General features: G+C 58.9%; 24 protein-coding genes and 2 pseudogenes. 14 read left to right on the top strand and 12 right to left on the bottom strand.

The window, feature by feature from the left end:
* Positions 1-4 precede the first annotated feature (4 nt).
* A complete protein-coding gene (locus REH59_RS10265; RefSeq protein WP_014860159.1) occupies positions 5-898 on the top strand; it encodes an SMP-30/gluconolactonase/LRE family protein in 894 nt (297 codons plus the stop codon).
* A gap of 214 nt (positions 899-1,112) precedes the next feature.
* Here REH59_RS10265 and REH59_RS28755 read toward each other — a convergent pair whose 3' ends face one another.
* Positions 1,113-1,763: a methyl-accepting chemotaxis protein gene (locus REH59_RS28755; protein ID WP_370626975.1), complete on the bottom strand. Its 651-nt coding sequence runs from the start codon at positions 1,761-1,763 to the stop codon at positions 1,113-1,115.
* 1,906 nt (positions 1,764-3,669) lie between these two features.
* Between REH59_RS28755 and REH59_RS10255 the strand changes: the two genes are divergently transcribed.
* The 4 genes and pseudogenes from REH59_RS10255 to REH59_RS10240 form a co-directional block, all read left to right on the top strand.
* Positions 3,670-4,365, top strand: a complete 696-nt coding sequence (locus REH59_RS10255; RefSeq protein ID WP_003251128.1) for a 3-oxoacid CoA-transferase subunit A — start codon at positions 3,670-3,672, stop codon at positions 4,363-4,365.
* Between the two features lie 8 nt (positions 4,366-4,373).
* The gene (locus REH59_RS10250; RefSeq protein WP_003251131.1) at positions 4,374-5,015 is read left to right on the top strand and encodes a 3-oxoacid CoA-transferase subunit B; all 642 of its coding nucleotides are present in this window, start codon (positions 4,374-4,376) and stop codon (positions 5,013-5,015) included.
* Between the two features lie 367 nt (positions 5,016-5,382).
* Positions 5,383-6,837: a TrkH family potassium uptake protein gene (locus REH59_RS10245; protein WP_003251133.1), complete on the top strand. Its 1,455-nt coding sequence runs from the start codon at positions 5,383-5,385 to the stop codon at positions 6,835-6,837.
* Between the two features lie 48 nt (positions 6,838-6,885).
* Positions 6,886-6,978: pseudogene (locus REH59_RS10240) on the top strand (DUF1850 domain-containing protein); the annotation flags it as partial.
* Positions 6,979-7,033: 55 nt separating this feature from the next.
* Here REH59_RS10240 and REH59_RS28750 read toward each other — a convergent pair.
* Positions 7,034-7,127 (bottom strand): annotated as a pseudogene (locus tag REH59_RS28750) (hypothetical protein); the annotation flags it as partial.
* Complete coding sequence (locus REH59_RS10235) at positions 7,126-7,275, bottom strand: hypothetical protein (protein WP_014756020.1); 150 nt, start codon at positions 7,273-7,275, stop codon at positions 7,126-7,128. The gene REH59_RS10235 and the pseudogene REH59_RS28750, both read right to left, overlap by 2 nt.
* Before the next feature lie 109 nt (positions 7,276-7,384).
* Between REH59_RS10235 and nhaA the strand changes: the two genes are divergently transcribed.
* Complete coding sequence (gene nhaA / locus REH59_RS10230; RefSeq protein ID WP_003251136.1) at positions 7,385-8,746, top strand: Na+/H+ antiporter NhaA; 1,362 nt, start codon at positions 7,385-7,387, stop codon at positions 8,744-8,746.
* A gap of 225 nt (positions 8,747-8,971) precedes the next feature.
* Here the strand turns inward: nhaA and REH59_RS10225 are convergent, their stop codons facing one another.
* The 6 genes from REH59_RS10225 to glnT all read right to left on the bottom strand — a co-directional run bounded on the left by REH59_RS10225 (position 8,972) and on the right by glnT (position 15,278).
* Positions 8,972-9,328 carry a hypothetical protein gene (locus REH59_RS10225; RefSeq protein WP_128573652.1) on the bottom strand — a complete coding sequence of 119 codons (357 nt, stop codon included), beginning with the start codon at positions 9,326-9,328 and terminating at the stop codon, positions 8,972-8,974.
* 71 nt (positions 9,329-9,399) lie between these two features.
* On the bottom strand, positions 9,400-10,725 hold the full coding sequence (locus REH59_RS10220) for an ammonium transporter (protein ID WP_004577297.1): 1,326 nt from the start codon (positions 10,723-10,725) through the stop codon (positions 9,400-9,402).
* A 206-nt stretch (positions 10,726-10,931) separates the two neighbouring features.
* Complete coding sequence (locus REH59_RS10215) at positions 10,932-12,254, bottom strand: FMN-binding glutamate synthase family protein (protein ID WP_003251143.1); 1,323 nt, start codon at positions 12,252-12,254, stop codon at positions 10,932-10,934.
* Between the two features lie 15 nt (positions 12,255-12,269).
* Positions 12,270-12,953, bottom strand: a complete 684-nt coding sequence (locus tag REH59_RS10210) for a protein glxC (RefSeq protein ID WP_003251145.1) — start codon at positions 12,951-12,953, stop codon at positions 12,270-12,272.
* A gap of 11 nt (positions 12,954-12,964) precedes the next feature.
* A complete protein-coding gene (locus REH59_RS10205) occupies positions 12,965-13,870 on the bottom strand; it encodes a class II glutamine amidotransferase (protein WP_014860154.1) in 906 nt (301 codons plus the stop codon).
* 73 nt (positions 13,871-13,943) lie between these two features.
* On the bottom strand, positions 13,944-15,278 hold the full coding sequence (gene glnT, locus REH59_RS10200; RefSeq protein WP_003251148.1) for a type III glutamate--ammonia ligase: 1,335 nt from the start codon (positions 15,276-15,278) through the stop codon (positions 13,944-13,946).
* 279 nt (positions 15,279-15,557) lie between these two features.
* Here glnT and REH59_RS10195 point away from each other — a divergent pair, with 279 nt between their 5' ends.
* The 8 genes from REH59_RS10195 to REH59_RS10160 all read left to right on the top strand — a co-directional run bounded on the left by REH59_RS10195 (position 15,558) and on the right by REH59_RS10160 (position 24,075).
* A complete protein-coding gene (locus tag REH59_RS10195; protein ID WP_003251150.1) occupies positions 15,558-16,160 on the top strand; it encodes a helix-turn-helix domain-containing protein in 603 nt (200 codons plus the stop codon).
* Positions 16,161-16,407: 247 nt separating this feature from the next.
* Entirely contained in the window at positions 16,408-17,274 is an 867-nt protein-coding gene (gene purU, locus REH59_RS10190) for a formyltetrahydrofolate deformylase (protein ID WP_014860152.1), read from the top strand.
* On the top strand, positions 17,271-18,176 hold the full coding sequence (gene folD, locus REH59_RS10185) for a bifunctional methylenetetrahydrofolate dehydrogenase/methenyltetrahydrofolate cyclohydrolase FolD (RefSeq protein ID WP_003251154.1): 906 nt from the start codon (positions 17,271-17,273) through the stop codon (positions 18,174-18,176). Before purU ends, folD begins: the two co-directional genes overlap by 4 nt.
* On the top strand, positions 18,158-19,399 hold the full coding sequence (locus REH59_RS10180; RefSeq protein WP_003251155.1) for an FAD-dependent oxidoreductase: 1,242 nt from the start codon (positions 18,158-18,160) through the stop codon (positions 19,397-19,399). The genes folD and REH59_RS10180 overlap by 19 nt, the downstream gene beginning before the upstream one ends.
* 10 nt (positions 19,400-19,409) lie before the next feature.
* Positions 19,410-19,709 (top strand): sarcosine oxidase subunit delta, encoded by a 300-nt coding sequence (locus tag REH59_RS10175; protein ID WP_003251157.1) that lies wholly within the window; start codon positions 19,410-19,412, stop codon positions 19,707-19,709.
* Positions 19,706-22,603 carry a 2Fe-2S iron-sulfur cluster-binding protein gene (locus tag REH59_RS10170; RefSeq protein WP_014860151.1) on the top strand — a complete coding sequence of 966 codons (2,898 nt, stop codon included), beginning with the start codon at positions 19,706-19,708 and terminating at the stop codon, positions 22,601-22,603. Before REH59_RS10175 ends, REH59_RS10170 begins: the two co-directional genes overlap by 4 nt.
* A 1-nt stretch (position 22,604) precedes the next feature.
* Positions 22,605-23,186, top strand: a complete 582-nt coding sequence (locus REH59_RS10165) for a sarcosine oxidase subunit gamma (protein WP_004577292.1) — start codon at positions 22,605-22,607, stop codon at positions 23,184-23,186.
* A 109-nt stretch (positions 23,187-23,295) separates the two neighbouring features.
* Positions 23,296-24,075 carry an IclR family transcriptional regulator gene (locus REH59_RS10160; protein ID WP_265536673.1) on the top strand — a complete coding sequence of 260 codons (780 nt, stop codon included), beginning with the start codon at positions 23,296-23,298 and terminating at the stop codon, positions 24,073-24,075.
* Between the two features lie 116 nt (positions 24,076-24,191).
* On the opposite strand, the gene REH59_RS10155 is transcribed toward REH59_RS10160, so the two are convergent.
* The 3 genes from REH59_RS10155 to REH59_RS10145 are packed head-to-tail and all read right to left on the bottom strand — an operon-like array spanning position 24,192 to position 26,697.
* Positions 24,192-25,415, bottom strand: a complete 1,224-nt coding sequence (locus REH59_RS10155; RefSeq protein ID WP_003251164.1) for an ABC transporter substrate-binding protein — start codon at positions 25,413-25,415, stop codon at positions 24,192-24,194.
* Positions 25,412-26,401: a GTP-binding protein gene (locus REH59_RS10150; RefSeq protein WP_320450511.1), complete on the bottom strand. Its 990-nt coding sequence runs from the start codon at positions 26,399-26,401 to the stop codon at positions 25,412-25,414. Before REH59_RS10150 ends, REH59_RS10155 begins: the two co-directional genes overlap by 4 nt.
* Positions 26,398-26,697: a hypothetical protein gene (locus REH59_RS10145; RefSeq protein WP_003251167.1), complete on the bottom strand. Its 300-nt coding sequence runs from the start codon at positions 26,695-26,697 to the stop codon at positions 26,398-26,400. The genes REH59_RS10150 and REH59_RS10145 overlap by 4 nt, the downstream gene beginning before the upstream one ends.
* Positions 26,698-26,700: the final 3 nt, after the last annotated feature.

Raw genomic sequence — 26,700 nt, 5'->3', positions numbered from 1 at the left:
TTCCATGACAGCCGAACTGATTATCGATGCACGCAATGTCACGGGCGAGAGCCCGGTCTGGCACCCGCAGGAAAATGCCTTGTACTGGGTGGACATTCCGGTAGGCCGCCTGCACCGCTGGCAACCGGACGGCCAGACCCACCACTGGACCGCAGACGAAATGCTAGGCTGCATTGCCCGCAGCCACCAAGGCCATTGGCTGGGGGCCCAGGAGAGCGGGATCTTCCACCTCACCCCCCAGGCGGACGGCCGTCTGCTGGCCGGCAAGCGTGCCAGTGTCGAACACGCCAGGCCCGGCATGCGCTTCAATGACGGGCGCTGTGACCGCCAGGGGCGCTTCTGGGCCGGTACGATGCAAACCAGCATGGCCGCCGAGCCGGTGGGTGCCTTGTACCGGTATGACGCGATGGCAGATGGCACGGCAGGGCCATTGCAGGCACGGCTGGGCACATTGTCCGTTCCCAACGGCATGGCGTTCAGCCCGGACGGCAAAACCATGTACGTCTCCGACTCACACCCGAGCGTGCAGATGATCTGGGCTTTCGACTACGACATCGACAGCGGCAGCCCGCACAACCGCCGGGTCTTCGTCGACATGAACCAGCACCCCGGCCGGCCGGATGGGGCTGCGGTAGATGCCGAAGGTTGCTACTGGATCTGTGCGATCGATGCCGGCCAGGTACTGCGCTTTACTCCCGACGGGAAGCTGGACCGCGCCCTGCCGCTACCGGTGAAGAAACCTACCATGTGCGCATTCGGTGGCCCGCAACTGGAAACGTTGTTCGTGACGTCGATTCGCCCGCAAGGCATCGACCTGAGCGACCAGCCCCTGGCCGGTGGCGTATTCGCATTGAACCCAGGCGTCAAAGGCTTGCCGGAGCCCATCGCCAAGGGCTGAATGAAGCCAGGCAGCGGCTGTTTCAGGGGCAATGCGCCCATCGACGAGATGCTGATCAGCGGCGTGAGCTTGCACCCAGCCAACGTTGATCAGCAGCAACGCCACGCACAACTGCATCGGCGTGCGGGTATGCCCGGCGAGCATGGCGACGGATGAACACCGCCACCAGCCCCACGGCGATCATCAACTGGCGATGACCGGACAGGTGCGTTACTCAAGCAGCGACGCCTCGTTCGCCATCATCGCTGACTTCGAACTGCCCCACCAGCTTCTGCAACTTGCCAGCATCCACCTTCACCTTCTGCGCACTGCTTTGCAGCACCAGAGCGGTCTGGCGCATCTCGCTGGAGGACTGGTTGACCTGCTCGATCGTCTTGCCGTATTCCACGCTGCGACGGTTGAGCTGCTGGATGATGGCGAACATGCCCTCCACCGCCTGGTGCAGTTGCACATTTTCGGAAGACGCGTCCTCCGCCAGGCGCAGGCTGTTGTCGACATCCTGCACGCCCTGCTCCATGAAGCTTACCGCCTGCCGGGTTTCGCCCTGCAGGCTCTCGACCATATGGCGAATGTCGTCGGCGGCACGCGAGGTGCGTGCGGCCAGGCTGCGTACCTCGTCGGCCACCACCGCGAAGCCACGACCATGCTCCCCGGCCCGCGCCGCCTCGATAGCGGCATTGAGCGCCAGCAGGTTGGTCTGGTTGGTGATTTCGCTGATCAACCCGGTGATGTTGTCGATCTCGACCATGCGGCTGTCGAGCCGCTGCACGCTGGATGATGAGCGCGCCACCACATCGCGGATCGACTGGGTGCCCGCCTGCACCGCCTGGTACTGCGCGCGTGCGCGGCTGACCACTTCGTCCATGGCCTGTTTCATCTGCTCGGCGCTGACCGAGGCCTGCTGCAGTTCGCCGAGTTGCTCTTCCATGATGATCATCATCTGGTGCACGGCGTCGGCCACGTCGGCGGAGCTTACGCTGGCCTCCTGGCTGCGCCCGAGCATCATCTGGTTGGTGCTGCCAACCGTGCGACTGGCCTTGACCACCTGCCCGACCACCGTGTCCAGGCGGTCGATGAAGCTGTTGATCCAGCGCGCCATGTCGCCGCTCTCATCATTGGCCAAGGTACTGGTATCCAGGCGCTGGCGCAGGTTGCCTTCACCCTCGGCGATGGTGCACAGCACACTGCTCATGCCCTTCAACCTGGCGGCCAGGCGCTTGGGCCCGAGCACGCCGAACAACAAGGTGGCGCCCAGCATGCTCAAGGCCTCGATCGCGTCAGTCAGCCCTTGCGGCAGGCCTGCATAGTGCTGCACCCAGTAATTGCAGCCGAACAGCCCCGTCATGATCGCTACATAGGGTTTCATCAACCCGTAGCTCAGCGAACGCCGGCGATAGACCTCCTCCAGGTCTGCCTCGCACATCATGCCCCAGCGGTCGGGTGAGCCTGGCAACTGGAAGGTCACGCCCTTGCCCACCACTGGCACATGACGGTAGTCGGAATAGCCGGGGTAGGTCACGAACAGGTTGGCACCCCGCCTGATCGTCTCCCTCACGCCTGGGTGCAGTTCCCGCGTGGAAGGGTCGGTGAAACGAAGCTCCAGCTCGGTATGACGCTGGACCTGCACGGTGGTCCAGGGGGTGTGCACACCGTTCTTGAGGTTTTCGCCATGGGTGAAGGTGGCGTCCTCGAAGCGCGAGCGGGACAACGCGGTACCGGGCTGTATGCCAGGGTCGAAGCGCGATTGCGCCATGAACAGGTAGTTGTCGCCCGACTCGGGGTAAATGTGCCCTGCCTCGCGCTGGATCAGGTCACCCAGCACATCGTTGGGCACCCGCCCACACAAACAACCTAGCACTTTGCCCTCGTGCATCAGGGGCTGGTAGAACATCAACGTGACTTCGTCGTGGAAGCGCGAGGAAGACGGGCCGACCTGCAAGGTCAGCGGGTCGCTGTAGGGCCCGTGCAGAAACGGTGCTTTCAGCCCTTGCGCCAGGGCTGCCAAGTGCTCGATGCGTGGCGTGCCACGCTGGGGCCAGGTCGAAGCGATGACGATGCCGTGGGCATCGACGACAAACAGCTCGGAAAAGTCCTCAGCCTGGGCCAGCGTGTTGCGCAACATTGCGCTATCGACTTGAGCGAGCCCGGGCGCCACCTGCTCGGCCAGGTCGGCCAGGTGTTCCCACTGCTCGCGCACCCACTCATGCAGCAACTGCACGCGGGTCTGGGCGATGGCTTCGAACGTTTGCTCGACCTGCGGGTAACTGGCCCGATTAAGGCGGCACGCCCAGCCCATGCTGAATTTGCCGGTTTTGCCAAACCACGGCAGCCAACCCTTTTCACTCGACGATAACTGCATCGAACCACTGGAAAGCGACATTATCTTCACCATACGCGACATCGAATGGCAATCTGATAGCAAGTCGCACGCCAACGGCGGAAGGCGTGATTAATCGGCCGTCCCGCGGAGTGGATGCACTTCATCAGTGCAAGGTGCCGGCAGGTAAACCCCGGAGCGCACCAGACAGGGGCAAAAATGAGGGGTTTAAGCATTCAACTGAAATGAGACAAATAGCCTCCAGAACTGCTCGCAGATCGCACAACAGTTCGATAATCGCACAAATTCAGCCAAACCCTCTCTACTGTTGCCCTATCTTGCGGCACGCTATAGCGAAAGTCAGCAAGCCATTTCAAGTGCTGACAGGCCCCATCGCTTCACGCGCTCCGGCCAGCCCGACAACCACAACTCCAGGAACAACCAGGAGCTCGCCTTGATCAATAAAACGTACGAGTCCATCGCCAGCGCGGTGGAAGGGATCACCGACGGTTCGACCATCATGGTCGGTGGCTTCGGCACGGCTGGCATGCCGTCCGAGCTGATCGATGGCCTCATTGCCACCGGTGCCCGCGACCTGACCATCATCAGCAACAACGCCGGCAACGGCGAGATCGGCCTGGCCGCCCTGCTCATGGCAGGCAGCGTGCGCAAGGTGATCTGCTCGTTCCCGCGCCAGTCCGACTCCTACGTGTTCGACGAACTGTACCGCGCCGGCAAGATCGAACTGGAAGTGGTCCCGCAGGGCAACCTGGCCGAGCGTATCCGCGCCGCAGGCTCCGGCATTGGTGCGTTCTTCTCACCGACCGGCTACGGCACCCTGTTGGCCGAGGGCAAGGAAACCCGTGAGATCGACGGCCGCATGTACGTGCTGGAAATGCCGCTGCACGCCGACTTCGCACTGATCAAGGCGCACAAGGGTGACCGTTGGGGCAACCTGACCTACCGCAAGGCCGCCCGCAACTTCGGCCCGATCATGGCCATGGCTGCCAAGACCGCCATCGCCCAGGTCGACCAAGTCGTCGAACTTGGTGAACTGGACCCGGAACACATCATCACCCCGGGTATCTTCGTCCAGCGCGTGGTCGCCGTCACCGGTGCTGCCGCTTCTTCGATTGCCAAAGCTGTCTGAGGCCTGCCATGACCATCACCAAAAAGCTCTCCCGCACCGAGATGGCCCAACGCGTGGCCGCAGACATCCAGGAAGGCGCGTATGTAAACCTGGGTATCGGCGCACCAACCCTGGTGGCCAACTACCTGGGCGACAAGGAAGTGTTCCTGCACAGCGAAAACGGCCTGCTGGGCATGGGCCCAAGCCCTGCGCCGGGCGAGGAAGACGATGACCTGATCAACGCCGGCAAGCAGCACGTCACCCTGCTGACCGGTGGTGCCTTCTTCCACCATGCCGATTCGTTCTCGATGATGCGTGGCGGCCACCTGGACATCGCCGTACTGGGTGCCTTCCAGGTGTCGGTCAAGGGCGACCTGGCCAACTGGCACACGGGTGCCGAAGGTTCGATCCCGGCCGTAGGCGGCGCAATGGACCTGGCCACCGGCGCCCGCCAGGTGTTCGTGATGATGGACCACCTGACCAAGACCGGCGAAAGCAAGCTGGTGCCCGAGTGCACCTACCCGCTGACCGGTATCGCGTGCGTCAGCCGCATCTACACCGACCTGGCCGTGCTGGAAGTGACACCGGAAGGGCTGAAAGTGGTCGAAATCTGCGCGGACATCGACTTTGACGAACTGCAGAAACTCAGTGGCGTGCCGCTGATCAAGTAATCCAGAAAGCCCGCGGGCTTTCCATGCCCACTGCGGCACTCTCAACAGTGCCGCACTAGCGCTGCACGGCAGCCCCGGCAATTCGTGTATCCACGCTGAAATCCAGGGGCTGCTCCGCAGCCCTTTCGCGACACAAGGCTTGCGCTGTTTTCGCCAACCCGCGAAGGGGGCGCGCGGCGTTGAGGCCTCTCTTCCAACCGTTTGGGAGCTGACAGACGGGAACACGCGTAGAGATCAGCCCAATAAGCCATCGAGCGAGAGCCAGAAAGCGGCGTGCAAAATCCCCGACCGCGACTTTACGCCTTTTTTACTCGACATTACCGTAAAGCAAGCAATACTGCCGGCACTGTCCCAACGAGCTCCCTCAATGCCGCTGCCTGCATTGCGTTTCATTGCCTTCATTATTGGCGTATTCCTGATCACATTGGCCGTCAGCATGGTGATTCCGATGCTGACGTTGCTGTGGTACGACCGCAGCGACGACCTCGGCGCATTCGTCTGGTCGAGCCTGATCGTTCTGTGCGTCGGCCTGCTTCCGGTAGCCCGGGGCGTCCCCGACATACCGCAACTGCGGACCAGGGACATGTATTTCCTCACGACGGCAAGCTGGGTCATCGTGTGTGCATTTGCGGCGCTGCCGATGGTGTTAATTCGCGACATCAGTTACACGGACGCGTTCTTCGAAACCATGTCGGGAATTACCACCACCGGCTCGACCGTGCTGACAGGCCTGGACAGTGCATCACCGGGGCTACTGATATGGCGTTCCCTGCTGCACTGGCTGGGAGGCATTGGATTTATCGGCATGGCCGTGGCGATCCTGCCACTGCTGCGCGTGGGCGGCATGCGCCTGTTCCAGACCGAGTCTTCGGATTGGTCTGACAAAGTGACGCCACGTTCGCATGTGGCTGCCAAGATGATACTGCTGGTCTACCTGGCCCTGACAGCATTGGGAACAGGGGCGTTGTGGGCTGCCGGCATGACCCCGTTCGAAGCCATCAATCATTCGATGTCGCTGATTTCAACCGGTGGTTACTCGACCTCGGATGCCTCGCTGGCTCATTGGCCACAGCCTGCGGTGCATTGGGTAGCTGTGGTCATCATGATACTCGGCAGCCTGCCCTTCACACTCTATGTCGCCACGCTGCGCGGCCATCGACGCATCCTGCTCACGGACCATCAAGTTCGCGGTTTCATTGGTTTTCTCGTCTTCGTCTGGCTCACCGTCGGAACCTGGCTCTGCCTGCACAGCGATCTGGCCTGGTGGGATGCGTTTCGTATCGTTGCGGTCAATGTGACCTCGGTGGTGACCACCACAGGCGTTGCCTTGGGTGATTACACGCTCTGGGGCAGCTTCGCCATCATGCTGTTCTTTTACCTGACGTTCGTCGGCGGGTGCTCAGGCTCCACCGCCGGCGGTTTGAAAATATTCCGTTTCCAGGTGGCCGCTGCCTTGCTTGTCAGCAGCCTGAAGCAGTTGATCCATCCACGGGCAACGATCTCGAAGAAATACAATGGGCACCCCATCGATGAAGAGATCGTACGGTCACTGCTGACGTTCTCCTTCTTCTTCTCCGTCACCATCGCAGTCATCGCCCTTGGCCTCTCTCTGATAGGGCTCGACTGGATGACGGCGTTGAGCGGGGCGGCCACCGCGGTGTGCAACGTCGGCCCAGGCCTGGGGACGATTATCGGGCCTGTAGGTAATTTCGCCTCGTTGCCGGACGCAGCGAAATGGTTGCTGACGGTTGGCATGCTGCTTGGACGGCTCGAGATCCTCACCGTACTGGTACTTGTCTCGCCGGCCTTCTGGCGATTCTAGGCCTGAGGTCATACAACCAATCAGCCAGAAGACCTCTGGACTCCCCGCATGCCCCGCCTTTGCGGTGGGCTAGGCGGTGTAGCCTGGGCCAGCCTGCCACTGCTCGATTTTACCCTCGCGTGGCAGCACGGTGTCGAACGCTGGGCGAAGGCATTACCGAACCCCAAAGTCGCAGCGTGCACAGCACCTTGAGACAGAACACGACCACCCTAAGTACCGCGCCCAACGACAATGATGCTGAAGAACGGAAAATGCTCCAGGAAAGCAAACAAGGCGAGCGCACTGTCTTCACAATGTGCAGGTGGCGGTGATCAGTTGGATAAATTGCCGTTCGCCAAGCCCCGCGTGCTCGGAAATCACCATAAACCGTAACGTCCGCAGGGAAAAATCCCAGACCGACGCCCCATGGGAGTGAATGGTTTGGCGCTTGTTGTTCATCTGAGAGTGGTTATTCGGTAGACTACCGGACGGGTGCCAGCTGCACGGTGCAGTGGGGCAGGTTAAAGAACAGCGCAGGTCGGGCCGCCATGCGGGAGTACCTGTGCCTATGCATAAAGTAGAATTACCTCGCGCCCAGAAACTGGCTGAGCGTGCCTTCGCCAACCTTGAACGCTTTTTGCACATTGAAGCGGTCAGCGGCATCGTTCTGTTGATTGCCGCAGTCGCTGCATTGATTTGGGCGAATTCCCCGGCTGCCGACAGTTATGAAGCCCTTTGGCATACGCCGTTGACGTTCGGCGTAGGCTCGCATGTCTATTCGCAGTCTCTGCATTTCTGGATCAATGATGGCTTGATGACCATCTTTTTCCTGGTCGTGGGCATGGAGATCCGCCGCGAAATCCACGAGGGTGCACTGTCCAGCCTGCGCCAAGCCACACTCCCCATGGCAGCCGCTGTCGGCGGCGTAGCGGTACCCGCACTCCTCTACCTGAGTTTTGGTCACGCGTCGGCAGACCAGCAAGGCTGGGCCGTGCCAACGGCGACGGATATCGCCTTTGCGGTGGGCGTATTGGCCCTGCTCGGCAAGTCGATCCCGTCCAACGTACGTGTGTTCCTCCTCGCCCTGGCAATCATCGATGACATCATCGCAGTCCTGATCATCGCGTTCTTCTACTCAGGCGGCCTTGATTACACCGGTTTCGGCGTTGCACTGATCGGCCTGCTAATGGTGATCGGGCTTCAAAAGATCGGTGTGGGTTCAGCCTACGCCTACGTCCTTCCCGGTGCGATCGTCTGGCTGGGCATCTTGTTGACCGGCGCCCACCCGACCCTCGCAGGCGTCGTGCTGGGCCTGATGACACCTGTGACCGCGATGCCGATGCGTGAGCGCCCACTGGATGCCATTACCCGCTTCACCGGCGAATTGCTGGGGCGCGCCAAGGCGCCTGAGCAAGATGCCAGCGACCTCATGGACCCGTTGAAACGACTGCGCCTGGCCCAGCGCGAACTGCTACCGCCGGTGGTGCGCATGCAAGGTACCCTGCACCCCTGGGTAGCCTTCGGCATCATGCCGGTGTTTGCCTTGGCCAACGCCGGGGTCAGCCTTTCGGGTGTCGACCTGTCCGTTGAAGGCCCCCAGTGGGTCATGATCGCCGTCGCTGTCGCCCTGGTAGCAGGAAAGCCGTTGGGCATCGTCAGCGTCAGCTGGCTGATGGTCCGCCTGGGCTGGTGCGTGCTTCCCGCCGAGGTCAACTGGCGTAGCATTGTCCTGGTCGGGCTGCTGGCCGGCATCGGTTTCACCATGTCGATCTTCATCGCCAACCTCGCGTTCGTCGACCCTGGCTCACTTGGGGCAGCGAAACTCGGCGTGCTATCTGCATCGTTGATCGCGGCCGTGCTGGGTTTGACCTGGGGGGTGTGGAGCCTACGTAGCGCAGCGTCTGCTACCAAAGCAGGTTCGCCCACCTAGCTACATCCGGACTGGCGATCCCTTGCAGTTGGGCAAGCGGATCGCCACTCCCGACGCGGCTGTTCCGATTTTCAAATGGCGTTCAGCCCTGGAAATACTCAACTGCGCTCATCGACGAACTTCGCTCGGAATTGAGAAACTGGAGCCTGACGTTGGCTTACCAGGGCCATGCCCTGAGGCACAGAAAAAAGGCACACACTTGCTGAAATTTGAGCATTGAGGGCATCAGAGCCAGCACTCATCCGGATCTGAGAGAGGAAGAATACCTTGGTCAATCAAATTGCCGATTTGGACGCGTATTTGGCGCTTTTGGAACCAATAGCCGACGAGCTTGAACAGCAAGTCGCACCCTGCAACGCTACCCGACCGATGCTGATCGCATGGCTGACGGAATGGATTCGAAGCCCCAATGCGCTGAGTGAGATCAGACATGATCTGCCTCGGCTTCCCCAAGGTCTGACGTCGGCGTACAGCGAATGGAATCACCTGGGTGGCGGCCAATAATTGCCGCCACCTCCCGGCATGATCCTTATGCTGCTTGCCGCTCAGCAGGCTGCTGATCAGGTGCAAGGCATCGTACACGTCCTACGCCCCATGCCAGGGCCCCAGTTGTCGACTCTCCTGGGCGCAAACTGCCGGTGCGCACTCCTCACTTAGTGGTTGTAAGCCCGCTCGTTATGCTCACCGAGGTCAAGCCCCATTTCCTCAACAGCGTCATGTGCCCGCAACCCGACGACGGCCTTTAACACTCTGAGAATGATCCAGCTCGCAATGAAGCAGTAGGCCGTTGTGAATGCCACCCCTTTGACCTGCGCGATCACCTGGTCAGCCATGGTGACGTTCTCGACCAACCCGCCCAACGACGGCACGCAGAAAACGCCCGTCAACACGGCGCCAATCATTCCGCCGATACCGTGCAAGCCGAATACATCCAGGCTGTCGTCATAGCCCAGGCGCGTCTTGAGCACCGTCACGCTGAGATAACAGAACACGCCACAAAGCAGGCCGATTGCCAGCGCGCCGCCAACCCCTACATACGCACAGGCTGGGGTAATCCCGACCAGGCCGGCCAAGGCGCCACTGGCTAGCCCCAACGCACTCGGTTTACCTACCCTGAGCCACTCGGTGAACATCCAGCCCAGAATACCGGCACACGCACCGAGCTGAGTGTTGAGCATCACGATGCCTGAAAGGCCAGTGAGGCCGCCGCCGGAGCCGATGTTGAATCCAAACCAGCCGACCCAGAGCATCGCCGCGCCGACCATCGTGAGGCTCAGGTTATGTGCAGGCATTGGAGCGTTTTCGTAACCCTTACGCTTGCCAAGCAGCAAACAGGCGGCAAGCGCAGCTACACCGGCGTTGATGTGAACTGCAGTACCACCAGCGAAATCCAGCACGCCCCAGTTGTGCATCAATGCCCCTGCTCCACCCCATACCATGTGGGCCACTGGCGCGTAGACAAGGGTGAACCAGATGGCCATGAACAGCAGCGCCGACGAGAACTTCATACGTTCGGCAAAAGCCCCGGCAATGAGCGCCGGAGTGATGATGGCAAAGGTCATTTGGAAGGTAACAAACACCCCTTCCGGAATGTCGCCAACCAGGCTTTCAGACGTCATGCCTGCCAAAAATGCGCGGTTCAGCCCGCCGACAAAGCTATTGAAGCTAACCTCGCCCTCAACCATGTTGGTGGTATCGACCACCATGCTGTAGCCATAAACCACCCACAGCACCCCCACCAGTCCGGCGATACCAAAACATTGGGTGAACAGTGACAGCATGTTCTTGGCTCGCACGAGACCGCCGTAAAACAGCGCAAGGCCTGGCAGACACATGAACAGCACCAGAACCGCCGCCGTTACCATCCAGGCGGTGCTGCCGGTGTTCAATGTTGGGGCATCAGCCGCCTGTGCCAGCGGTATACATGCACTGAGCGCGAGCAACGCAAGAAGTGATTTGCCGGGTAGACGATTAACCATTGTGGAAGCTCCTGCGATGAATGGAAAAGTGTCTGGCAGAAAGCGAGGTGGTGAAACGCTGGGCCGTTGAGGCCTCTTGGATGGGTCAAATCAAGAATGGCCTGAACGCAAGAGCGCACTTGCCCTTGGCGGCGGCGTGTCAGACAACAATTCAGTTGCAGACAGATCGCCGCCACGGGCACACGCGCTCCTGCATCAGGTAATGCTCAGTACTGGCTGCCTGGAATCCACGAAGTCCCTGCCAATGGCACGCGAGCCATAGCGGCGGATTCTACGGTCAAGGCCACCAGATCCTCAGGGTCGAGGTTGTGCAGGTGGGATTTGCCGCAGGCTCGAGCCATGGTTTGCGCCTCCAGCACCAGAACACGCAAATAGTTGGCCAACCTGCGCCCGCCTTCGATCGGATCAAGACGTTTTGACAGCTCCGGATCCTGCGTGGTGATACCTGCCGGGTCACGACCGTTCTGCCAGTCATCGTAGAAGCCAGCCGCAGAGCCGATCTTCTTGAGCTCATCGTCCAGGCGTGGATGGTTGTCACCCAGAGCAATCAATGCGGCCGTACCGATGGCCACGGCATCGGCACCCAGCGCCATTGCCTTGGCAACGTCTGCACCGTTACGGATGCCGCCGGAGACAATCAGTTGCACCTTGCGGTGCATGCCCATCTCCTGCAACGCCTGAACCGCCTGTGGAATGGCTGGCAGGATGGGGATACCGACGTGCTCGATGAACACTTCCTGAGTCGCAGCGGTACCGCCTTGCATGCCATCAAGCACGATCACATCGGCGCCGGCCTTCACTGCCAGCTTGACGTCGTAGTAAGGACGGCTGGCCCCGATTTTCACGTAAATCGGTTTTTCCCAATCGGTGATCTCACGGATCTCGGCAATCTTGATCGCCAAGTCGTCAGGCCCAGTCCAGTCCGGATGACGGCATGCCGAGCGCTGGTCAACGCCGATGGGCAAGGTACGCATACCGGCAACACGCTCGGTCACCTTCATGCCCAGCAGCATACCGCCGCCACCGGGCTTGGCGCCCTGCCCCAAGACGATTTCGATGGCATCGGCCTTGCGCAGGTCATCAGGGTTCATGCCATAACGCGAAGGCAGGTACTGGTAAACCAGGTGCTGGGATTGGCCGCGTTCTTCCGGCGTCATGCCACCGTCGCCCGTGGTGGTACTGGTGCCTGCAATAGTGGCGCCGCGCCCCAGGGCTTCTTTCGCATTGGCCGACAATGCACCGAAGCTCATGCCGGCGATTGTCACCGGAATTTTCAGGTGGATCGGCTTCTTGGCGAACCGGTTACCGAGGATTACATCCGTTCCGCATTTCTCACGGTAGCCTTCCAGCGGGTAGCGCGAGACGCTTGCACCGAGCAGCAGCAGGTCGTCGAAGTGCGGCAGCTTGCGCTTGGTACCACCGCCGCGAATGTCATAGATGCCGGTCTCGGCGGCACGCTGGATTTCCTGGATAGTCAGACGATCAAAGGTGGCCGACTCGCGCAGGACTGGAGGGGTTTTTTCGCTCATTTTCTTGCTCCTGAATCAGTACGCGGAGGCGTTGTCGACTTTGAAGTTGTACAGCTGGCGAGCCGAGCCGTAGCGCTTGAAGTCACTGGCTTTCTCGTTGAAGCCGGCTTTGTTCAGAAGCGCTTGCAACTCTTCAATGTGCTCCGGGCGCATCTCTTTTTCGATGCAGTCAGAACCCAGCGACTCGACCTTTCCTTTGACGAAAATCTTCGTCTCGTACAGGGAGTCACCCAGCGCATCGCCGGCGTCACCGCATACCACAAGGCGTCCCGCCTGCCCCATGAAGCAGCTCATGTGGCCGATGCTGCCGCCGACCACGATATCGATCCCTTTCATCGAGATCCCGCAACGGGCGCCGGCGTCGCCTTCGATCACCAGCAGACCGCCATGCGCCGTAGCGCCCGCTGCTTGCGAAGCGCTGCCTTTTACTCGGACGTAGCCAGACATCATGTTCTCGGCGCAACCAACGCCGACGTTCCCGTGCACAGTGATGGAAGCCTTCTGGTTCATACCTGCGCAGTAGTAGCCGGCATGCCCCTGGATATCCACGGAAACCGCTTCGTTTACGCCGACCGCGATGTTGTGCGCGCCGTCAGGGTGAGTGACGACCCATTCTCTTTCCTCAAGCGTCTTTGCTTGATCGTGCAGCGCCTGGTTAAGGTCACGCACGGTGGTGTTGCCAAGATCAATGGTTTTCATGTGCGTGCTCCTTAAGCCGACTCGCGTTCCCAGATGTACATGGTGGCCGGAACAGGTTCCCAGACCTTGGCTTTCTCGATGCCCGGCAGGCTCGACAGCGCCTGATACTCCGAAGCCATCGCGACGTAGTCCTCGGTTTCGGCAAGAATTGCGGGCTTACAAGCAATCGGATCTCGGATCACGGCGAATCCATTGCGGGTGCCGATTGCGAAGGTGAAAAAGCCGTCCAGTGCATCGAGCGAACTGTCCAAGGCGGTCTTCAGACTGTCGCCTTGCTGCAGACGCCAGGCCAGGTAACCGGCCGCGACTTCAGTGTCATTCTCGGTGTCGAACTGGATGCCTTCGCGGCGCAGTTCCTGACGCAGACGGAAGTGGTTGGACAGCGAGCCGTTGTGCACCAGGCACAAGTCGGCGCCGGTAGAGAACGGGTGGCTGCCTTCCATGGTTACGGCGCTTTCAGTCGCCATCCGGGTATGGCCGATGATGTGGCTGCCTTTCATCGAACCCAAGCCGAAGCGCTCGGAGATCTCTTTAGGCAAGCCCATGCCCTTGAGGATCTCGATGCTTTTGCCGGCGCTCATGATGCGCACGTCCGGGGCCAGCTCGGCCAAAGCGGAACGTATGGCAGCTTCCTCAGCCTTGATCTTCAACACGATGGCGCTCGCATTCTGGAACCAGTCCAAAGACGCTGCGAGCTTGACTTCAAGCGCGCCTACCAGCGCTTTGAAGTCGTAGTCATCGGTTGCTGCTTGCAAGGTCAACTTCACCCAGCCATCAGCGACTTCATCGCCGTAAATGGCGAAGCCTGCGCTGTCGGGGCCGCGATCCGTCATGGCTTCCAGCATGGGTTCGAAGAGTTTGCCGAGCTGGGGCTCCAGCGCCGGATTTTTCAGGTATAGCCCCACAATTCCACACATATCGTTAACTCCTGGGCAGAAGACCCCCTACCCATTGGCAGGGTGTCAGAAAGGGTTGTTTAAACTGGCTAGATCAGAAGAACTCGGTGTAGCGCTTCACTTCCCAGTCCGAGACGTGGCGGCTGTACTCCACCCACTCCATGCGCTTGAGCTTGATGAACTCACCCACGATTTCGCTGCCAAGTACCTCGGCGAACAGTGGGTCAGCCTCAAGGGCATCACAGGCTTCCTTGAGCGACTGAGGTAAGGTCTTGATGCCGCGCGCGGCGATTTCTTCAAGACTCAACTTGTAGAGGTTCTCGTTGCACACCTGGTCGATTTCCAGCTTGCGGTCGATGCCGTCCAGTCCCGCCGCGATGATTGCTGCGCTGACCAGGTAAGGGTTGCAGCCAGCATCCGGCAGGCGGAACTCCAGGCGGCCATACGGAACACGAACCATGGCCGAGCGGTTATTGGCGCCAAACGCGATAAAGGCTGGTGCCCAGGTCGCCCCGGACAAGGAATTGCCCACAACAAGGCGCTTGTAGGAGTTGACCGTCGGCGCTGCGAAGGCGCACAAGGCTGGGCCATGCGCCAGAAGGCCTGCGGCGAAGTGGTAGGCCATTTTCGACAGGCCCATGCCGCTCGGATCGCTCGCATCGTGGAACAAGTTTTTGTTGGTCGCGCTGCTGATCGACAGGTGAAAGTGCATGCCGTTGCCCGCCCGCTTGGGATCAGGCTTTGGCATGAATGAGCAAATGATGCCCATGTCGTTGGCAATCTCACCGGCAGCCATGCGGAAAAAGGTGAACCGATCAGCTGATTCCATGGCATTGCTGTAGGTGTAATTGATCTCGAACTGGCCGTTGGCGTCTTCGTGATCGATCTGGTAAATGTCGAAACCCACTGGCTGCAAGGCTTCGGTCAGCCGCTCAAGAAACTCACGCGAGCGGGACAGGCCTTTGTAGTCGTAGCACGGCTTGTCCAGATCATCGCTGGCGTCGACCATCTGCAGCTTGCCCTGTCCGTCGCGCTTGAACAGGCTAAATTCTGGCTCCAGTCCGGTATTCAGCGTCCAGCCACGATCGCTCAATCGCTCCACCTGCTTCTGCAGGACGTAGCGGCTGTCGTATGGCCAAGGCTTGTTCTCAACATGACCAATGCATACCACGCGGCCGTAACCTGGCTGCCATGGCACTGGCGTGAGTGAAGCCAGGTCACCCTTGGCCATGAAATCGGGGCCATGCGGTTCCATGCCCATACCGCAGATCGCGAACCCTGCGAACCCCGCCCCGGCTTCGGCGACCATCTCCAGACCCGATACGGGTACCGATTTGGTCTTGGCCGAACCATGGATATCTACGAACTGGGCCAGGACATACTTGATCCCGTGTGTCTCGATCAGGCGCTGTGTTTCTTGTGGCAACATGGACATGACTCCTGGCTGTAGCAATTCGTGGTGGGGAGGTCGATTAGTCGCCCGATCTGATTATTACGAACAGGAAACTTAATTTCCCATCAGGAATGCAATGAGCTTGCCAACTCGCTGCTGTCGCGGAAAAACTCGATTCGAGGGGAGCCTTTCTGCTTTGTTTATGGGAAAATATTTTTCCCTTGATGAATAACGCCAAGCGACCCTATCCGGCGCGGCCACATTTGCACATTCTCAGTGCGAAAATAAATTTACTGTGCGGAATTAGTGCAAGCCATGAACACACACGAAAGCCAACCCAAGCTCAAGCTTGAGCAGTACCTGGGCATCCAGATAAAACGTCAGCGCCAAGCGCAGGATCTGAAGCTTGCGGACGTGGCGCGCATAGCTGGAATCAGTCAGGGCATGCTTAGCAAGATTGAAAACGCTCAGGTGTCGACCAGCCTTGAAAACCTGAGCCGTCTTTGCGATGTGCTCGGCATGCCGATGTCAAAACTGTTCAGCCAGTATGACCAGCAAGGCAGCAGCGCGATTCTGGTCAAACGCGATGAAGGGCTGGAAGTCGTTCGCCGTGGCACGGAAAAAGGCCATACCTACCACCTGCTGAACCACACCCGTGGGCCCAAGAAAAGCTTCGAGGCGTACATGGTGAGCATGGATGACGCTAGCGAGGAATTTCCGACCTTCTCCCACCCAGGCACTGAGTTCCTTCACTTGCTGGAGGGCGAGATGGTCTACCGCCACGGGAACCAGCTCTATCACCTGGAAGCAGGTGACAGCCTGACATTCGATGCTGACATTCCCCACGGCCCGGAAAAACTGATAAGCGTCCCGATCCGCCTCCTGTCGATCATGAACTACGCCCCCGCAGAGGCCTGACCACTCAGGTTGCCACGAGTCCGGGCTGAACCTGGACTCGCCTTCCCCTCCTCCCCACGCCCACGCCCCACATTTCCTTTCAGTAAAAAATCTTTCCCATACGTGTAGACGTGTCGGCTGAATTCGCCTATAAATTCGCCATCCGGAATATTTAATTCCCTAAGAGAATATTTATTCACGGGCGAATCTGCATTTCACCGATGAATCACTTGCCGGAAATCACGCCGCGCACCTCTGAGGACTGACCATGCAACATGAAAAAAACCATTTCATTCTCAAAATCAGCTGTCCTGCGACTTCCGGCATCGTTGCAGCAGTTACCTCCTACCTCGCAGGCAACGCTTGCTACATCGGTGAGATGGCGCAGTTCGACGATGAGTTGAGCGGCAAATTTTTTATGCGGGCGGTGTTTCGTTTCAACGATGGCCACGAAGGCGACATCGCTCGGCTGAAAGCCGGCTTCGAAGACGTCGCTCAAGCTTTCGGCATGCAGTGGGAGCTTTACGATACTCGCCAGCCGATGCGCGTACTGCTGATGGTCAGCAAATTCGACCACTGCCTCACCGACCTGCTCTATCGCTACCACAAGGGCGAAATGGACATGACCATCACGGCCATCGTGTCCAACCACCTTGATCTACGTCCTATGGCCGAGCGCGAAGGCATTCGTTTTATCTACTTGCCGGTGACCAGGGAGACCAAAGCTCAGCAGGAAGCAGCGCTGATGAAGGTTGTGGATGAGACCGGGACTGACCTCGTCGTCCTCGCCCGCTACATGCAGATCCTTTCTGATGATCTCTGCAAGCAGATATCGGGCCGTGCGATCAATATTCATCACTCATTCCTGCCCGGGTTCAAGGGCGCCAAGCCTTATCACCAGGCCTATGCGCGCGGCGTGAAACTGATTGGGGCGACGGCTCACTACGTCACCAGCGATCTGGACGAGGGCCCGATCATCGAGCAGGAAGTCCAGCGCGTCGATCATGCCTACCTGCCAGACGACCTGGTTGCCATCGGACGCGACACTGAAACCGTGGCGCTTTCCAAAGCGGTCAAATATCACCTGGAGCATCGGGTATTCCTCAACGAAGACAGAACGGTGATCTTCCGATGAGTACTTCCAAACTGATTGACGGCAAAGCGGCATCAGCCCGTGTGCTGAAGCAGGTTCAAGACGAGGTCGCCCGACTGAGCGCCGACGGCGTCTTCCCTGCGCTCGCTGTAATACTCGTCGGGCAAGATCCTGCCAGCCAGGTCTATGTGCGCAACAAGATCCTCCGTGCAGAAGAAGCGGGAATCAAATCGCTCGAGTACCGCCTGAGTGCGGAAACCTCGCAGGGTGAACTGCTCCAGCTGATCGCAGACTTGAATGCAGACAACGCCGTGAACGGCATTCTGCTGCAGCTCCCATTGCCTGAGCACATCGAGGAAGCGCGTGCGTTACAGGCCATTGCCCCGGGCAAAGACGTCGATGGGTTTCACAGTGAAAATGTCGGCGGCTTAAGCCAGGGTCGCGATGTGCTGACGCCGTGCACCCCCAGCGGCTGCATGCAACTGCTTGAAGAGGCTTGCGGCGACCTGAGCGGCAAGCACGCCGTTGTCATCGGGCGATCCAACATCGTCGGCAAACCCATGGCCGCTCTGCTGCTGCGGGCGCATTGCTCGGTCACTGTGGTGCATTCGCGCAGCGTCGATGCCAAGGCCCTGTGCCGGCAGGCAGACATTGTCGTTGCCGCCGTCGGACGACCACGGATGATCGATGCAAGTTGGCTCAAGCCAGGAGCGGTGGTGATCGACGTCGGCATTAATCGCATTGAAGAGGATGGCCGCAGCAAGCTTGTTGGGGATGTCGACTTCAACAGCGCCCTGCCCCAAGTTTCAGCTATCACACCAGTTCCTGGTGGTGTTGGGCCGATGACCATTGCCTTTCTGATGAAGAACACCGTTACCGCTGCGGTTCAGCAGGCCCATGCACAACGCGTTTCCTCGGAGGCCGCATGCCTTTCAATCTCCTGAAATACGGGCTCAGCTCTGAATACCCGGTCGAAGTGGATTTGCCTGCTCCCAAGGCGCTCAAACCTTCCTACGATGTGGTAATCATCGGCGGCGGTGGCCATGGCCTGGCAACCGCCTACTACCTGTCCAAGTACCACGGCATCACCAATATCGCGGTGCTGGAGAAGGGGTATCTGGGCGGCGGCAACACGGCGCGCAACACAGCGGTCATCCGCTCCAATTACCTCACCAGCGAGGGGGTGCGCTTTTACGCCGAGTCAGTACGGATGTTTGAAGGGCTGTCCAATGAATTCGACTTCAACATCATGTATTCCCATCGTGGCCAACTGACGCTCGCCCACACCGACGCCACCGTGCGCTCGTTCCGTCAGCGTGCAGAGGTCAACAAACACTTCGGCGGGCGCACCGAAATGCTTGACCGTCAGCAGATTCGTGAGCTCGTGCCGACACTCAACCTCGACCCTGGGCATCTCCCGGTGATCGCAGGTCTCTGGCACATAGACGGCGCAACTGCCCGGCATGACGCAGTGGCTTGGGGTTACGCCAAACAGGCGGCTAAGCGTGGCGTGGAAATCCATCAGCTCACTGAAGTCCAAGAGTTGGTGATCGAGAACGGCACCATCAAGGCGGTGAAAACCAATCGCGGCACCATCCAGTGCGGCTGCGCGGTGCAGGCAGTGGCGGGCATGAGTTCGCAGTTGATGAAGAAAGCGGGTATCCGCTCGCCGATCCAGACCTTCCCTCTGCAAGCCATGGTGACCCAGCCGTTCAAGCCGTTCCTCGACCCGTTGGTGAGCTCCTCTGCCCTGCACTGCTACGTGCAACAGACCAGCCGTGGCGAAGTGGTGTTTGGCGGTGGCTCGGATCCGTACCCGCTGTTCAACACCCGCTCAACTTTGGACCTGAAAGAAAGCCTGCTGGCACACGCGATCGAGATGTTCCCGTTCTTGGCCAATGCCAAGCTGATGCGTCAGTGGGCCGGGATCACCGACATGACTCCGGATTACAGCCCGATCATGGGGTTGTCCCCGGTGAAGAACTATTACCTGGATGCCGGCTGGGGCACGTGGGGCTTCAAGGCTACGCCCATTTGCGGCAAGACCATGGCCGAACTCGTCGCCAGCGGGGGCAAGGTACCTGAACTGATCAAGCCGTTCGGCCTCGAGCGTTTCTCAACCTTCCAGCAAGTCAACGAGATGGGCGCGACAGCGGCCAGCCACTGAGGAGCAAGACATGAAAGTGATGAATTGCCCACTCAACGGGCCGCGCAACATCAGTGAGTTCACCTATGGCGGTGAGTTCAAGCAGATGCCCGATCCGCAGACGTGTACCGATGCCGAATGGGCCGACTACGTGTTCAACAGCGATGACACGTTGGGCGTGGTTTGCGAGTGGTGGATGCACAACCCCTCCAGCTATTGGTTCCTGGCCGAACGCCACACTGGCAGCGATGAAATTCTGCGCACCTTCGATCCCAAAGAGCTGTTCACCACCCGTGTTGAATTCACGACCGCCAAGGAGACCGCGCAATGAGCCGCCTACCCGCTCCCATGGGCTTGTTGATCGACCGCAATCAGCCGCTTCATTTCAGCTTTGATGGCAAAGCGTATCAAGGGTTTGCAGGTGACAGCATCGCAAGTGCCCTGCTCGCCAATGGTCGCTTCCTGCTCTCCCGCTCGTTCAAGTATCACCGCCCGCGCGGCCCGCTGACCATGGCAGGTCAAGACGCCAATACCCTGGTACAGCTACCGAGCGAGCCCAACGTCCTGGCGGACACTCACCTGCTGGAAAGTGGTGCGCAGGTGACCGGGCAAAACTTCAACGGCTCTCTGGACAACGACAAAGACGCCTATCTTGGCAAGTTCTCCAAATTCATGCCGGTTGGTTTCTACTACCGCTCTTTCTACAAGCCTAAGGGTGCATGGAAACTATGGGAGCCCATCATTCGCAAAAAGGCCGGACTCGGCGTCTTGGATCTCAAATTCCAGCCCGAGTACTACGACAAGGCCTACCTGTTCGCTGACCTCGCGGTTGTCGGCGCTGGCCCTGCTGGACTGCAGGCGGCACTGACTGCGGCCAATGCAGGCGCAAAGGTGTTGTTGATTGAGCAACAACCCATTCTGGGCGGCTCACTGACCTATGCCCGTTTCGATGTCGAAAACAATCGTGCCGATAGCCTACGCCGCGAGCTGATCAACGCTGTTGAAGGCCACGCCAACATTCAAGTGCTGAAGAAAGCTACGTGCAATGCATGGTTCACCGATAACTATCTGCCGGTGATTCAGGGTAAACGCATGTACAAGGTGCGCGCCACCCAATGCCTGATCGCCAGCGGCTCGTTTGATCAGCCAGTGATTTTCCGCAACAACGATTTGCCTGGGGTGATGCTTAGCAGCGCAGCCCAACGCCTGATGAAACTCTACGCCGTAAAGCCTGGCAAACGCGCAGTGGTACTCACGGGGAACGACGACGGTTACTACGCAGCGCTCGATCTGCACGAGCAAGGTGTTCAGGTTGCAGCGCTGGTGGACATGCGTACCAATCCCGCTGATCGCGCGTTGCTGATCGCGCTGGAAAAGCGCGGAATCCCCTGTCATCTGAACAGCACGGTGTTTGAAGCGCTGCATGAAAAAGGCATGCGCCATGTCAGCGGCGTCGACATCCGAAAAATCACCGGCCTCGGCCAGGTCGCGAATAGCAGCTTGCACCTGGATTGCGATTTGCTCTGCATGTCCGGCGGCTACATGCCGGTCTATCAATTGCTGTGCCAAGCCGGCGGCAAGCTGTCTTATGACGATCAACTGGCTGAGTTCACCCTTAGCGGCCTGCCGAAGAATCTCAGCGTTGCAGGTTCCGCCCATGGTTTCCACGCACTGGACAACGTGCTCGCTGATGCCACTCGCACAGCCACCGAAATCATTACAGCGCTAGGCCTGGTCATCAACGTCAAGCCCCTGCCGCTGCGCCCAGAAGCGCAAGTCAATTTTCCATGGCCGATTTTCCCGCACCCCAAAGGCAAGGACTTTGTCGACTTCGACGAAGATTTGCAGGTGCGCGATATCATTAACGCCACGAAGATCGGCTATCGAGATGTGCAACTGGTCAAGCGCTACTCCACCGTGGGCATGGGGCCTTCTCAAGGGCGCCACTCAGCCCTGCCAACAGCTCGACTGGTGGCAGCGTCCACTCAGCGCAGCGTCAGCGAAACAGGCGTAACCACAGCGCGCCCTCCCTTTGAGGCGGAGAAGCTGGCCCATGTCGCGGGGCGAGCGTTTGATCCGTACCGCCAGACACCCATGCACCGCCGTCATCTGGAAGCCGGCGCAAAAATGATGCCTGCCGGTATCTGGCAGCGCCCTGCCTATTACGGCAAACCGAGCGAGCGGGATAAATGCATGCAGGCCGAGGCGCTGCACGTGCGCCGGAAGGTCGGCATCATCGACGTTTCGACGCTGGGCGGTCTGGACGTGCGCGGCCCTGACGCTGCCGAACTTCTCAACCGCATGTACACCTTCGCATTTCTCAAGCAGCCCGTGGGTCGCTCACGCTACGCGCTGATGACCAACGAACATGGCGTGGTGATCGACGATGGCGTCTGCGCGCGCTTTGCCGAAAACCACTTCTACGTCACTGCCACCACCAGCGGCGTGGATCGAATCTATCAGCAGATGCTCAAGTGGAACGCGCAATGGCGCCTGAACGTCGACATCGCTAACGTCACTGCCGCGATCTCGGCTGTCAACGTAGCGGGGCCCGACTCACGCAAGGTGCTGGAGAAGGTGTGCGCGGATCTTGATCTGTCCGCTGAAGGATTCCCATACCTGGGCGTTCGCCTGGGCACCGTGGCCGGGATCAAGGCACGGCTCCTGCGCGTAGGCTTCGTAGGGGAATTGGGTTACGAAATCCACGTACCTGCACGTTATGCGTTGAAGCTTTGGGATGCACTGATAGAGGCCGGCAAGGAATTCGACATTCGCCCGTTTGGTGTCGAGACCCAGCGCCTGCTGCGCCTGGAAAAAGGCCATGTGATCATCAGCCAGGACACCGACGGCATGACCCATCCTGGCGAAATCGACATGGGGTGGGCGGTCAGCCGTAACAAGCCGTTCTTTGTCGGTCGTCGCTCCGTCGACATCCTTGAAGCGCAGCCACAGAAACGCAAGCTGGTGGGCTTCACGCTGCCCAAGACCAGCCCGCAACCGCTCGAGGGCCATCTGGTTCTCAAGGGGCCGGACATCAGCGGTAATGTGACGTCCTGTGAGTATTCGCAAAGCCTTGATCAGATCATCGGCCTGGCCTACGCCGCCTTTGATCAGAGCACTCCGGGGCAGCAGATTCCGATCCGAGTTGAAGATGGTGTGGTCGTCCAGGCAACCGTCGTAAAGCTCCCCTTCTTCGATCCAGACAACCAGCGCCAGGAGCTTTGACATGTCCAATCTCAATGACATCGGGCCGGGCCCACTTCAGCAATGTGCGGTGGTCGACCTGACGGGGCTTCCAAGGGTTGGTTTTCGCGGCGCTCAGAGTGGCGAATACCTGCAGTCCCGCGGCTTCAGCCTTCCTGATAAGCCAAACCAGGCCATTACCCAACCGGACGGTAGCCACGTGGCGCGTCTGTCGCAGACAGAGTATTTGCTCCTGGGCAGCCTGCGAGACAGAGGTGAGCGCATCGCCGATGAAGAAGCTCGCTGGGAGATGGATCATTTGGCCAACTACCTTTTGCCTCGCGAAGACAGCCATGCGTGGATGCAGCTGAGCGGCGCTCACGCGGCTGAAGTCATGGCCAAACTGTGTGGGGTTGATCTACGCAGCGCTGCATTTGCGCATGGCGCCGTTGCACAAACATCGGCTGCAAGGATCAACGTGATCGTCATCAACATCAGTGCTGAATCGCACCCGATCTTTCACATCCTGTGTGATCGCGCTTCGCTCGAGTATTTCAAGGGCGCACTAATGGATGCGATGGCCGAGTTTGATGGACGAGCCCTACAGATCGACGCGCTGTATTAAGTGATACAGATCATGCTGTGCTGACTACGCGCTGAAGCAGACCATGTCCACTGCGGTCGTGGCCGGCACACATGATATCGCTTCCCAGATCCCGGATGAGCAACGAACGATGATCGACGCCCCCATTAAGGATGCCGACTACAGCGTACCTGCCCTAGCCCGAGGGCTCGCGGTGCTTGGCCTGTTCAACGCTCGAACGCGTAGTCTGAGCATGCAGGAGATCGCCGAGCGATTGAACGTCAGCACCTCGGCGCTGTACCGGATAGTGTTCACGTTGACCGATATGGGTTACTTGAACAAACACAACAGTCAATACGAGCTCGGAGCCCGAGTCATCAGCGATGGCTTCAGTTACCTCGCCAGCCGCGACATTGTCGATGTCGCCATGCCTCACCTGAATCAATTGCGAGATCGCACTTCTCTCTCCTGCCATTTGGCCGTGCGGGAGAATACGGAAAGCCTGTATGTCTACCGAGCGTTTGCGGCTCAGCGGCTGTCCGTCAACATTCCGGTTGGCACCCGCATCGCATGCCACTGCACGGCGATTGGCCGCATGCTACTCACCGGCCTTGACCAGGTAGAACTTGCCGCACTTTACCAACACATCCGTTTAGACGATTACCCAGCCCCTGCCCCACGGACTCAGCTTGAGCTGCAAGATATGATCGAGGGTGACAGAGCGCGAGGATGGGTGCTGCATCGTTCGGATTACTCCACTGCGATTGCGATGGCTATCAAAGACCACAGGGGAGAAGTGACGGCTGCAATCAATCTGTCAGGCCCGGATGCCGTGATGGATCCCGAGGGTGCTACGGAGAAGTTTGAGGCGCTGCTGCGGGAGTGCAGCACAAAGATTAGCGCCGACCTTGGATACGTTGAAGATCGATGACTGGAATGACACCTCCTGCAGATCACAGTCGGTCACCCTATAGCGTGTTTGCATCAGAACAGTCTGCGTAGAAATCCCTCAGGTCGACACTTTGCTTGTCTTACACGAAACAGGAGCTAAGGAATGCCCAAGCTTCCAGCTGTGGATGACAGCTCCTTCGAGCGGCCCGCTCTAAGAAATGCAGCCCATTTGCGGACAAGGTAGTTATGCTCATCCATCACCGAGTTCCAGACGCTGATTCGGCTCACTCGCTCGGCGTAGGAGCCCCCTTCCCTTATTTCTCCAGGCCCAATGAGTGGTTCACCATCACTCCCAAGCAACTGTTCGCTGGCTGGCTTGCCTTCGTACCAGTAATCCCATTCCGCAGCGGACAGGTGATCTCGAGCTCGCAGTGGATTGGAAATGTAGAAGCCCTGTCGCGCCATCATCGCGCCTGGCCAACCTGCCAACCACCAGTTCAGATAGGCGTAAGCCACATCTTTCACTGCACCATCAACAGCCCGAGACAACGATAAGCCGCCGAACCAGCCCCGGTAGCCTTCTTTAGGAACTGCCTGGCGATACTGAATGCCTTCGCGATGCAGCTGCATCAGCGCTGGAGACCAGACACTCTCAATGTGAACGTTTGGGCCAAGCATTAGCTTACTGGCATCACGATCATCCGACCAGAAAGCCGCAAAATGCCCTTGGCGTTGGAGCTTGATGAGCACATCCGCGAGCTCATCGATCTCATCCAGCCGAAGGTTGCCAATTACGTCGAACTTGGCCAGGCCCTTAGCCTGCACTGCCAGCGCCGCGTCCAGCGCCCCGATAGCTGCATCGCTCTGCAAAGCCACATGACCGCACCAGCCAGGATCAACAAGCCAGGACCAACTTTCGTTTTCGATACCAAACCCAGGGGGAAGCAGGTCTGGCCTGTAGGCAAAGCTGTCCGCATTGTGCGTGAGCGGCAACATACTGATTGAGTCAGTTGGGTGATTGGCCAAGCTACGATCATGCTGAACATACAAACGGTCGCAAGGCAGGCTACCGCCCGCTAGCTTATCGCCAGCATGAAGTCGGCCGCGCTTGGCCAGGTCATTGATCTCATCCCACAAAGCAACTCGCCTGATATCAATGGGCTGGATTGCGCCTGCGGGCCAGACAAAATCCATGCTATGGAACCATTGATCGTAAAGGTCATAGCTCTCGGGGTGCATCAACGCAATGCGCTGAACCGTTTGAACGTCATGGACTTGGTACTCAATTCGAATGCCCAGCTCTCGCTCCGCGCGCAAGCGAATAGACTCGAGCAAGGTCACAGAGGTACCCAGTACTCTCAACGTGACAGGGCCGCTCATACAGCACGCCCCAGACGGTTCAAGAAGGCTTCGAACGATCTACTTAGAAGCTTGGTGTCCAAATCGCGCACGATAATCACCAGACGTGATCGCCGCTGCCCATCAGGCCAACTGGCAAGATGCACTGGTGAATGAAGGCAGTGCTGCACACCGTGAATCACGATAGGTTGCTCAGAGTCGATCACGCTCAAGATACCTTTGACCCGAAGAATACGTTCTCCGTGGCATCTTAACAGCATCGATAGCCAAACCCCGAAGGCAAGCCAATCCAGCGGCGTTTCATACTCAAGCACGCAAACTTGTGCTCCCCCGTGCCGAGGTTGCTTCGTAGGTGCAAAGAGCTGCCACACCGCGACCTCATCATCAGGCTCCAAGCTTCTGAGCCCTTCGCCAAGCATCTGCTCATCGCCTTCCCCAATGGCACTTGCCAGCGCGACCGAGGCAGACGGGTTAAGGGTTTTCAGGTGATCCACTAGCAGATCAAGAATCTCTGAGCTAACCAGATCTCCCTTACTCACTAAAAGGCGATCAGCAGCTGTTACCTGGCCCAGCCACTCGGGGTGGATTCGTTCCTGAAGAGCGGCGTGCTGGGCGTCGACAACGGTCACCATAAGCCCAACATGGTATCGACCTCGAAGTTGTGGATCCCGCTGCAAAGTGGCAGGAATCGGTGCAGGATCCGCAAGGCCAGTCGTTTCCAAAAGCACTCGACGGAAAGCAGGGATCTCCCCGCGATTTCGCTTGTCATGCAGATCGATGAGCGCTTGTTTCAGATCCCCACGCACCGAACAGCAGACGCACCCACTTGGCAGCAGCACCGTGTTGGGCGCGATTTCCTGCACGAGAAGATTATCGATGCCAACCTCGCCGAATTCATTGATGAGCAGAGCCGTCTCGCCCATCTCTTCATTGGCCAGCACCCGCTGCAACAAAGTAGTTTTCCCACTGCCCAGAAAACCGGTCAGGACATTGATCTGAAGGCTCATGCCTGCATCTCCAAGTGATCGAGAATTCTTGGATCAAGGGGGTCAAGCTTGCGCCCCAGAATCTCCTCGGCTGTTTGCCAGAGCTGCTCCAAACCGGAGGCAATACCTTGCTTTCCCGTGGGGCCCTGGACCAGATAAGAAGCGCCCTGGACGTCACTGACTTTGAGCCTGAAGGGGGCTATCACCTGGTTAATTGAGGCAATTCGACGTAAGCGCTCGCGGCGACCGGGAAGGCTTGTGTCTATAGGATCGCTCCAGTGAACATCCTCACCGATCAGGCCACAAAGTCCACACATAGC

Source organism: Pseudomonas sp. BO3-4, assembly GCF_034044115.1.
Lineage (GTDB): Bacteria > Pseudomonadota > Gammaproteobacteria > Pseudomonadales > Pseudomonadaceae > Aquipseudomonas > Aquipseudomonas alloputida.
The sequence above is the reverse complement of the archived record's forward strand: the minus strand, read 5'-3'. Positions and strand labels throughout refer to the sequence as shown.

What these genes read in the sequence shown, in the direction of transcription:
- REH59_RS10210 (WP_003251145.1), bottom strand. Translation starts at nt 12,953, where the DNA reads ATGAAAACCATTGATCTTGGCAACACCACCGTGCGTGACCTTAACCAG.
- folD (WP_003251154.1), top strand. Translation starts at nt 17,271, where the DNA reads ATGAGTACTTCCAAACTGATTGACGGCAAAGCGGCATCAGCCCGTGTG.
- REH59_RS10145 (WP_003251167.1), bottom strand. Translation starts at nt 26,697, where the DNA reads ATGTGTGGACTTTGTGGCCTGATCGGTGAGGATGTTCACTGGAGCGAT.
- REH59_RS10220 (WP_004577297.1), bottom strand. Translation starts at nt 10,725, where the DNA reads ATGGTTAATCGTCTACCCGGCAAATCACTTCTTGCGTTGCTCGCGCTC.
- REH59_RS10205 (WP_014860154.1), bottom strand. Translation starts at nt 13,870, where the DNA reads ATGTGTGGAATTGTGGGGCTATACCTGAAAAATCCGGCGCTGGAGCCC.
- REH59_RS10215 (WP_003251143.1), bottom strand. Translation starts at nt 12,254, where the DNA reads ATGAGCGAAAAAACCCCTCCAGTCCTGCGCGAGTCGGCCACCTTTGAT.
- REH59_RS10170 (WP_014860151.1), top strand. Translation starts at nt 19,706, where the DNA reads ATGAGCCGCCTACCCGCTCCCATGGGCTTGTTGATCGACCGCAATCAG.
- REH59_RS10150 (WP_320450511.1), bottom strand. Translation starts at nt 26,401, where the DNA reads ATGAGCCTTCAGATCAATGTCCTGACCGGTTTTCTGGGCAGTGGGAAA.
- glnT (WP_003251148.1), bottom strand. Translation starts at nt 15,278, where the DNA reads ATGTTGCCACAAGAAACACAGCGCCTGATCGAGACACACGGGATCAAG.
- REH59_RS10165 (WP_004577292.1), top strand. Translation starts at nt 22,605, where the DNA reads ATGTCCAATCTCAATGACATCGGGCCGGGCCCACTTCAGCAATGTGCG.
- REH59_RS10250 (WP_003251131.1), top strand. Translation starts at nt 4,374, where the DNA reads ATGACCATCACCAAAAAGCTCTCCCGCACCGAGATGGCCCAACGCGTG.
- purU (WP_014860152.1), top strand. Translation starts at nt 16,408, where the DNA reads ATGCAACATGAAAAAAACCATTTCATTCTCAAAATCAGCTGTCCTGCG.
- REH59_RS28755 (WP_370626975.1), bottom strand. Translation starts at nt 1,763, where the DNA reads ATGGACGAAGTGGTCAGCCGCGCACGCGCGCAGTACCAGGCGGTGCAG.
- REH59_RS10245 (WP_003251133.1), top strand. Translation starts at nt 5,383, where the DNA reads ATGCCGCTGCCTGCATTGCGTTTCATTGCCTTCATTATTGGCGTATTC.
- REH59_RS10160 (WP_265536673.1), top strand. Translation starts at nt 23,296, where the DNA reads ATGATCGACGCCCCCATTAAGGATGCCGACTACAGCGTACCTGCCCTA.
- REH59_RS10265 (WP_014860159.1), top strand. Translation starts at nt 5, where the DNA reads ATGACAGCCGAACTGATTATCGATGCACGCAATGTCACGGGCGAGAGC.
- REH59_RS10175 (WP_003251157.1), top strand. Translation starts at nt 19,410, where the DNA reads ATGAAAGTGATGAATTGCCCACTCAACGGGCCGCGCAACATCAGTGAG.
- REH59_RS10180 (WP_003251155.1), top strand. Translation starts at nt 18,158, where the DNA reads ATGCCTTTCAATCTCCTGAAATACGGGCTCAGCTCTGAATACCCGGTC.
- nhaA (WP_003251136.1), top strand. Translation starts at nt 7,385, where the DNA reads ATGCATAAAGTAGAATTACCTCGCGCCCAGAAACTGGCTGAGCGTGCC.
- REH59_RS10235 (WP_014756020.1), bottom strand. Translation starts at nt 7,275, where the DNA reads ATGAACAACAAGCGCCAAACCATTCACTCCCATGGGGCGTCGGTCTGG.
- REH59_RS10195 (WP_003251150.1), top strand. Translation starts at nt 15,558, where the DNA reads ATGAACACACACGAAAGCCAACCCAAGCTCAAGCTTGAGCAGTACCTG.
- REH59_RS10155 (WP_003251164.1), bottom strand. Translation starts at nt 25,415, where the DNA reads ATGAGCGGCCCTGTCACGTTGAGAGTACTGGGTACCTCTGTGACCTTG.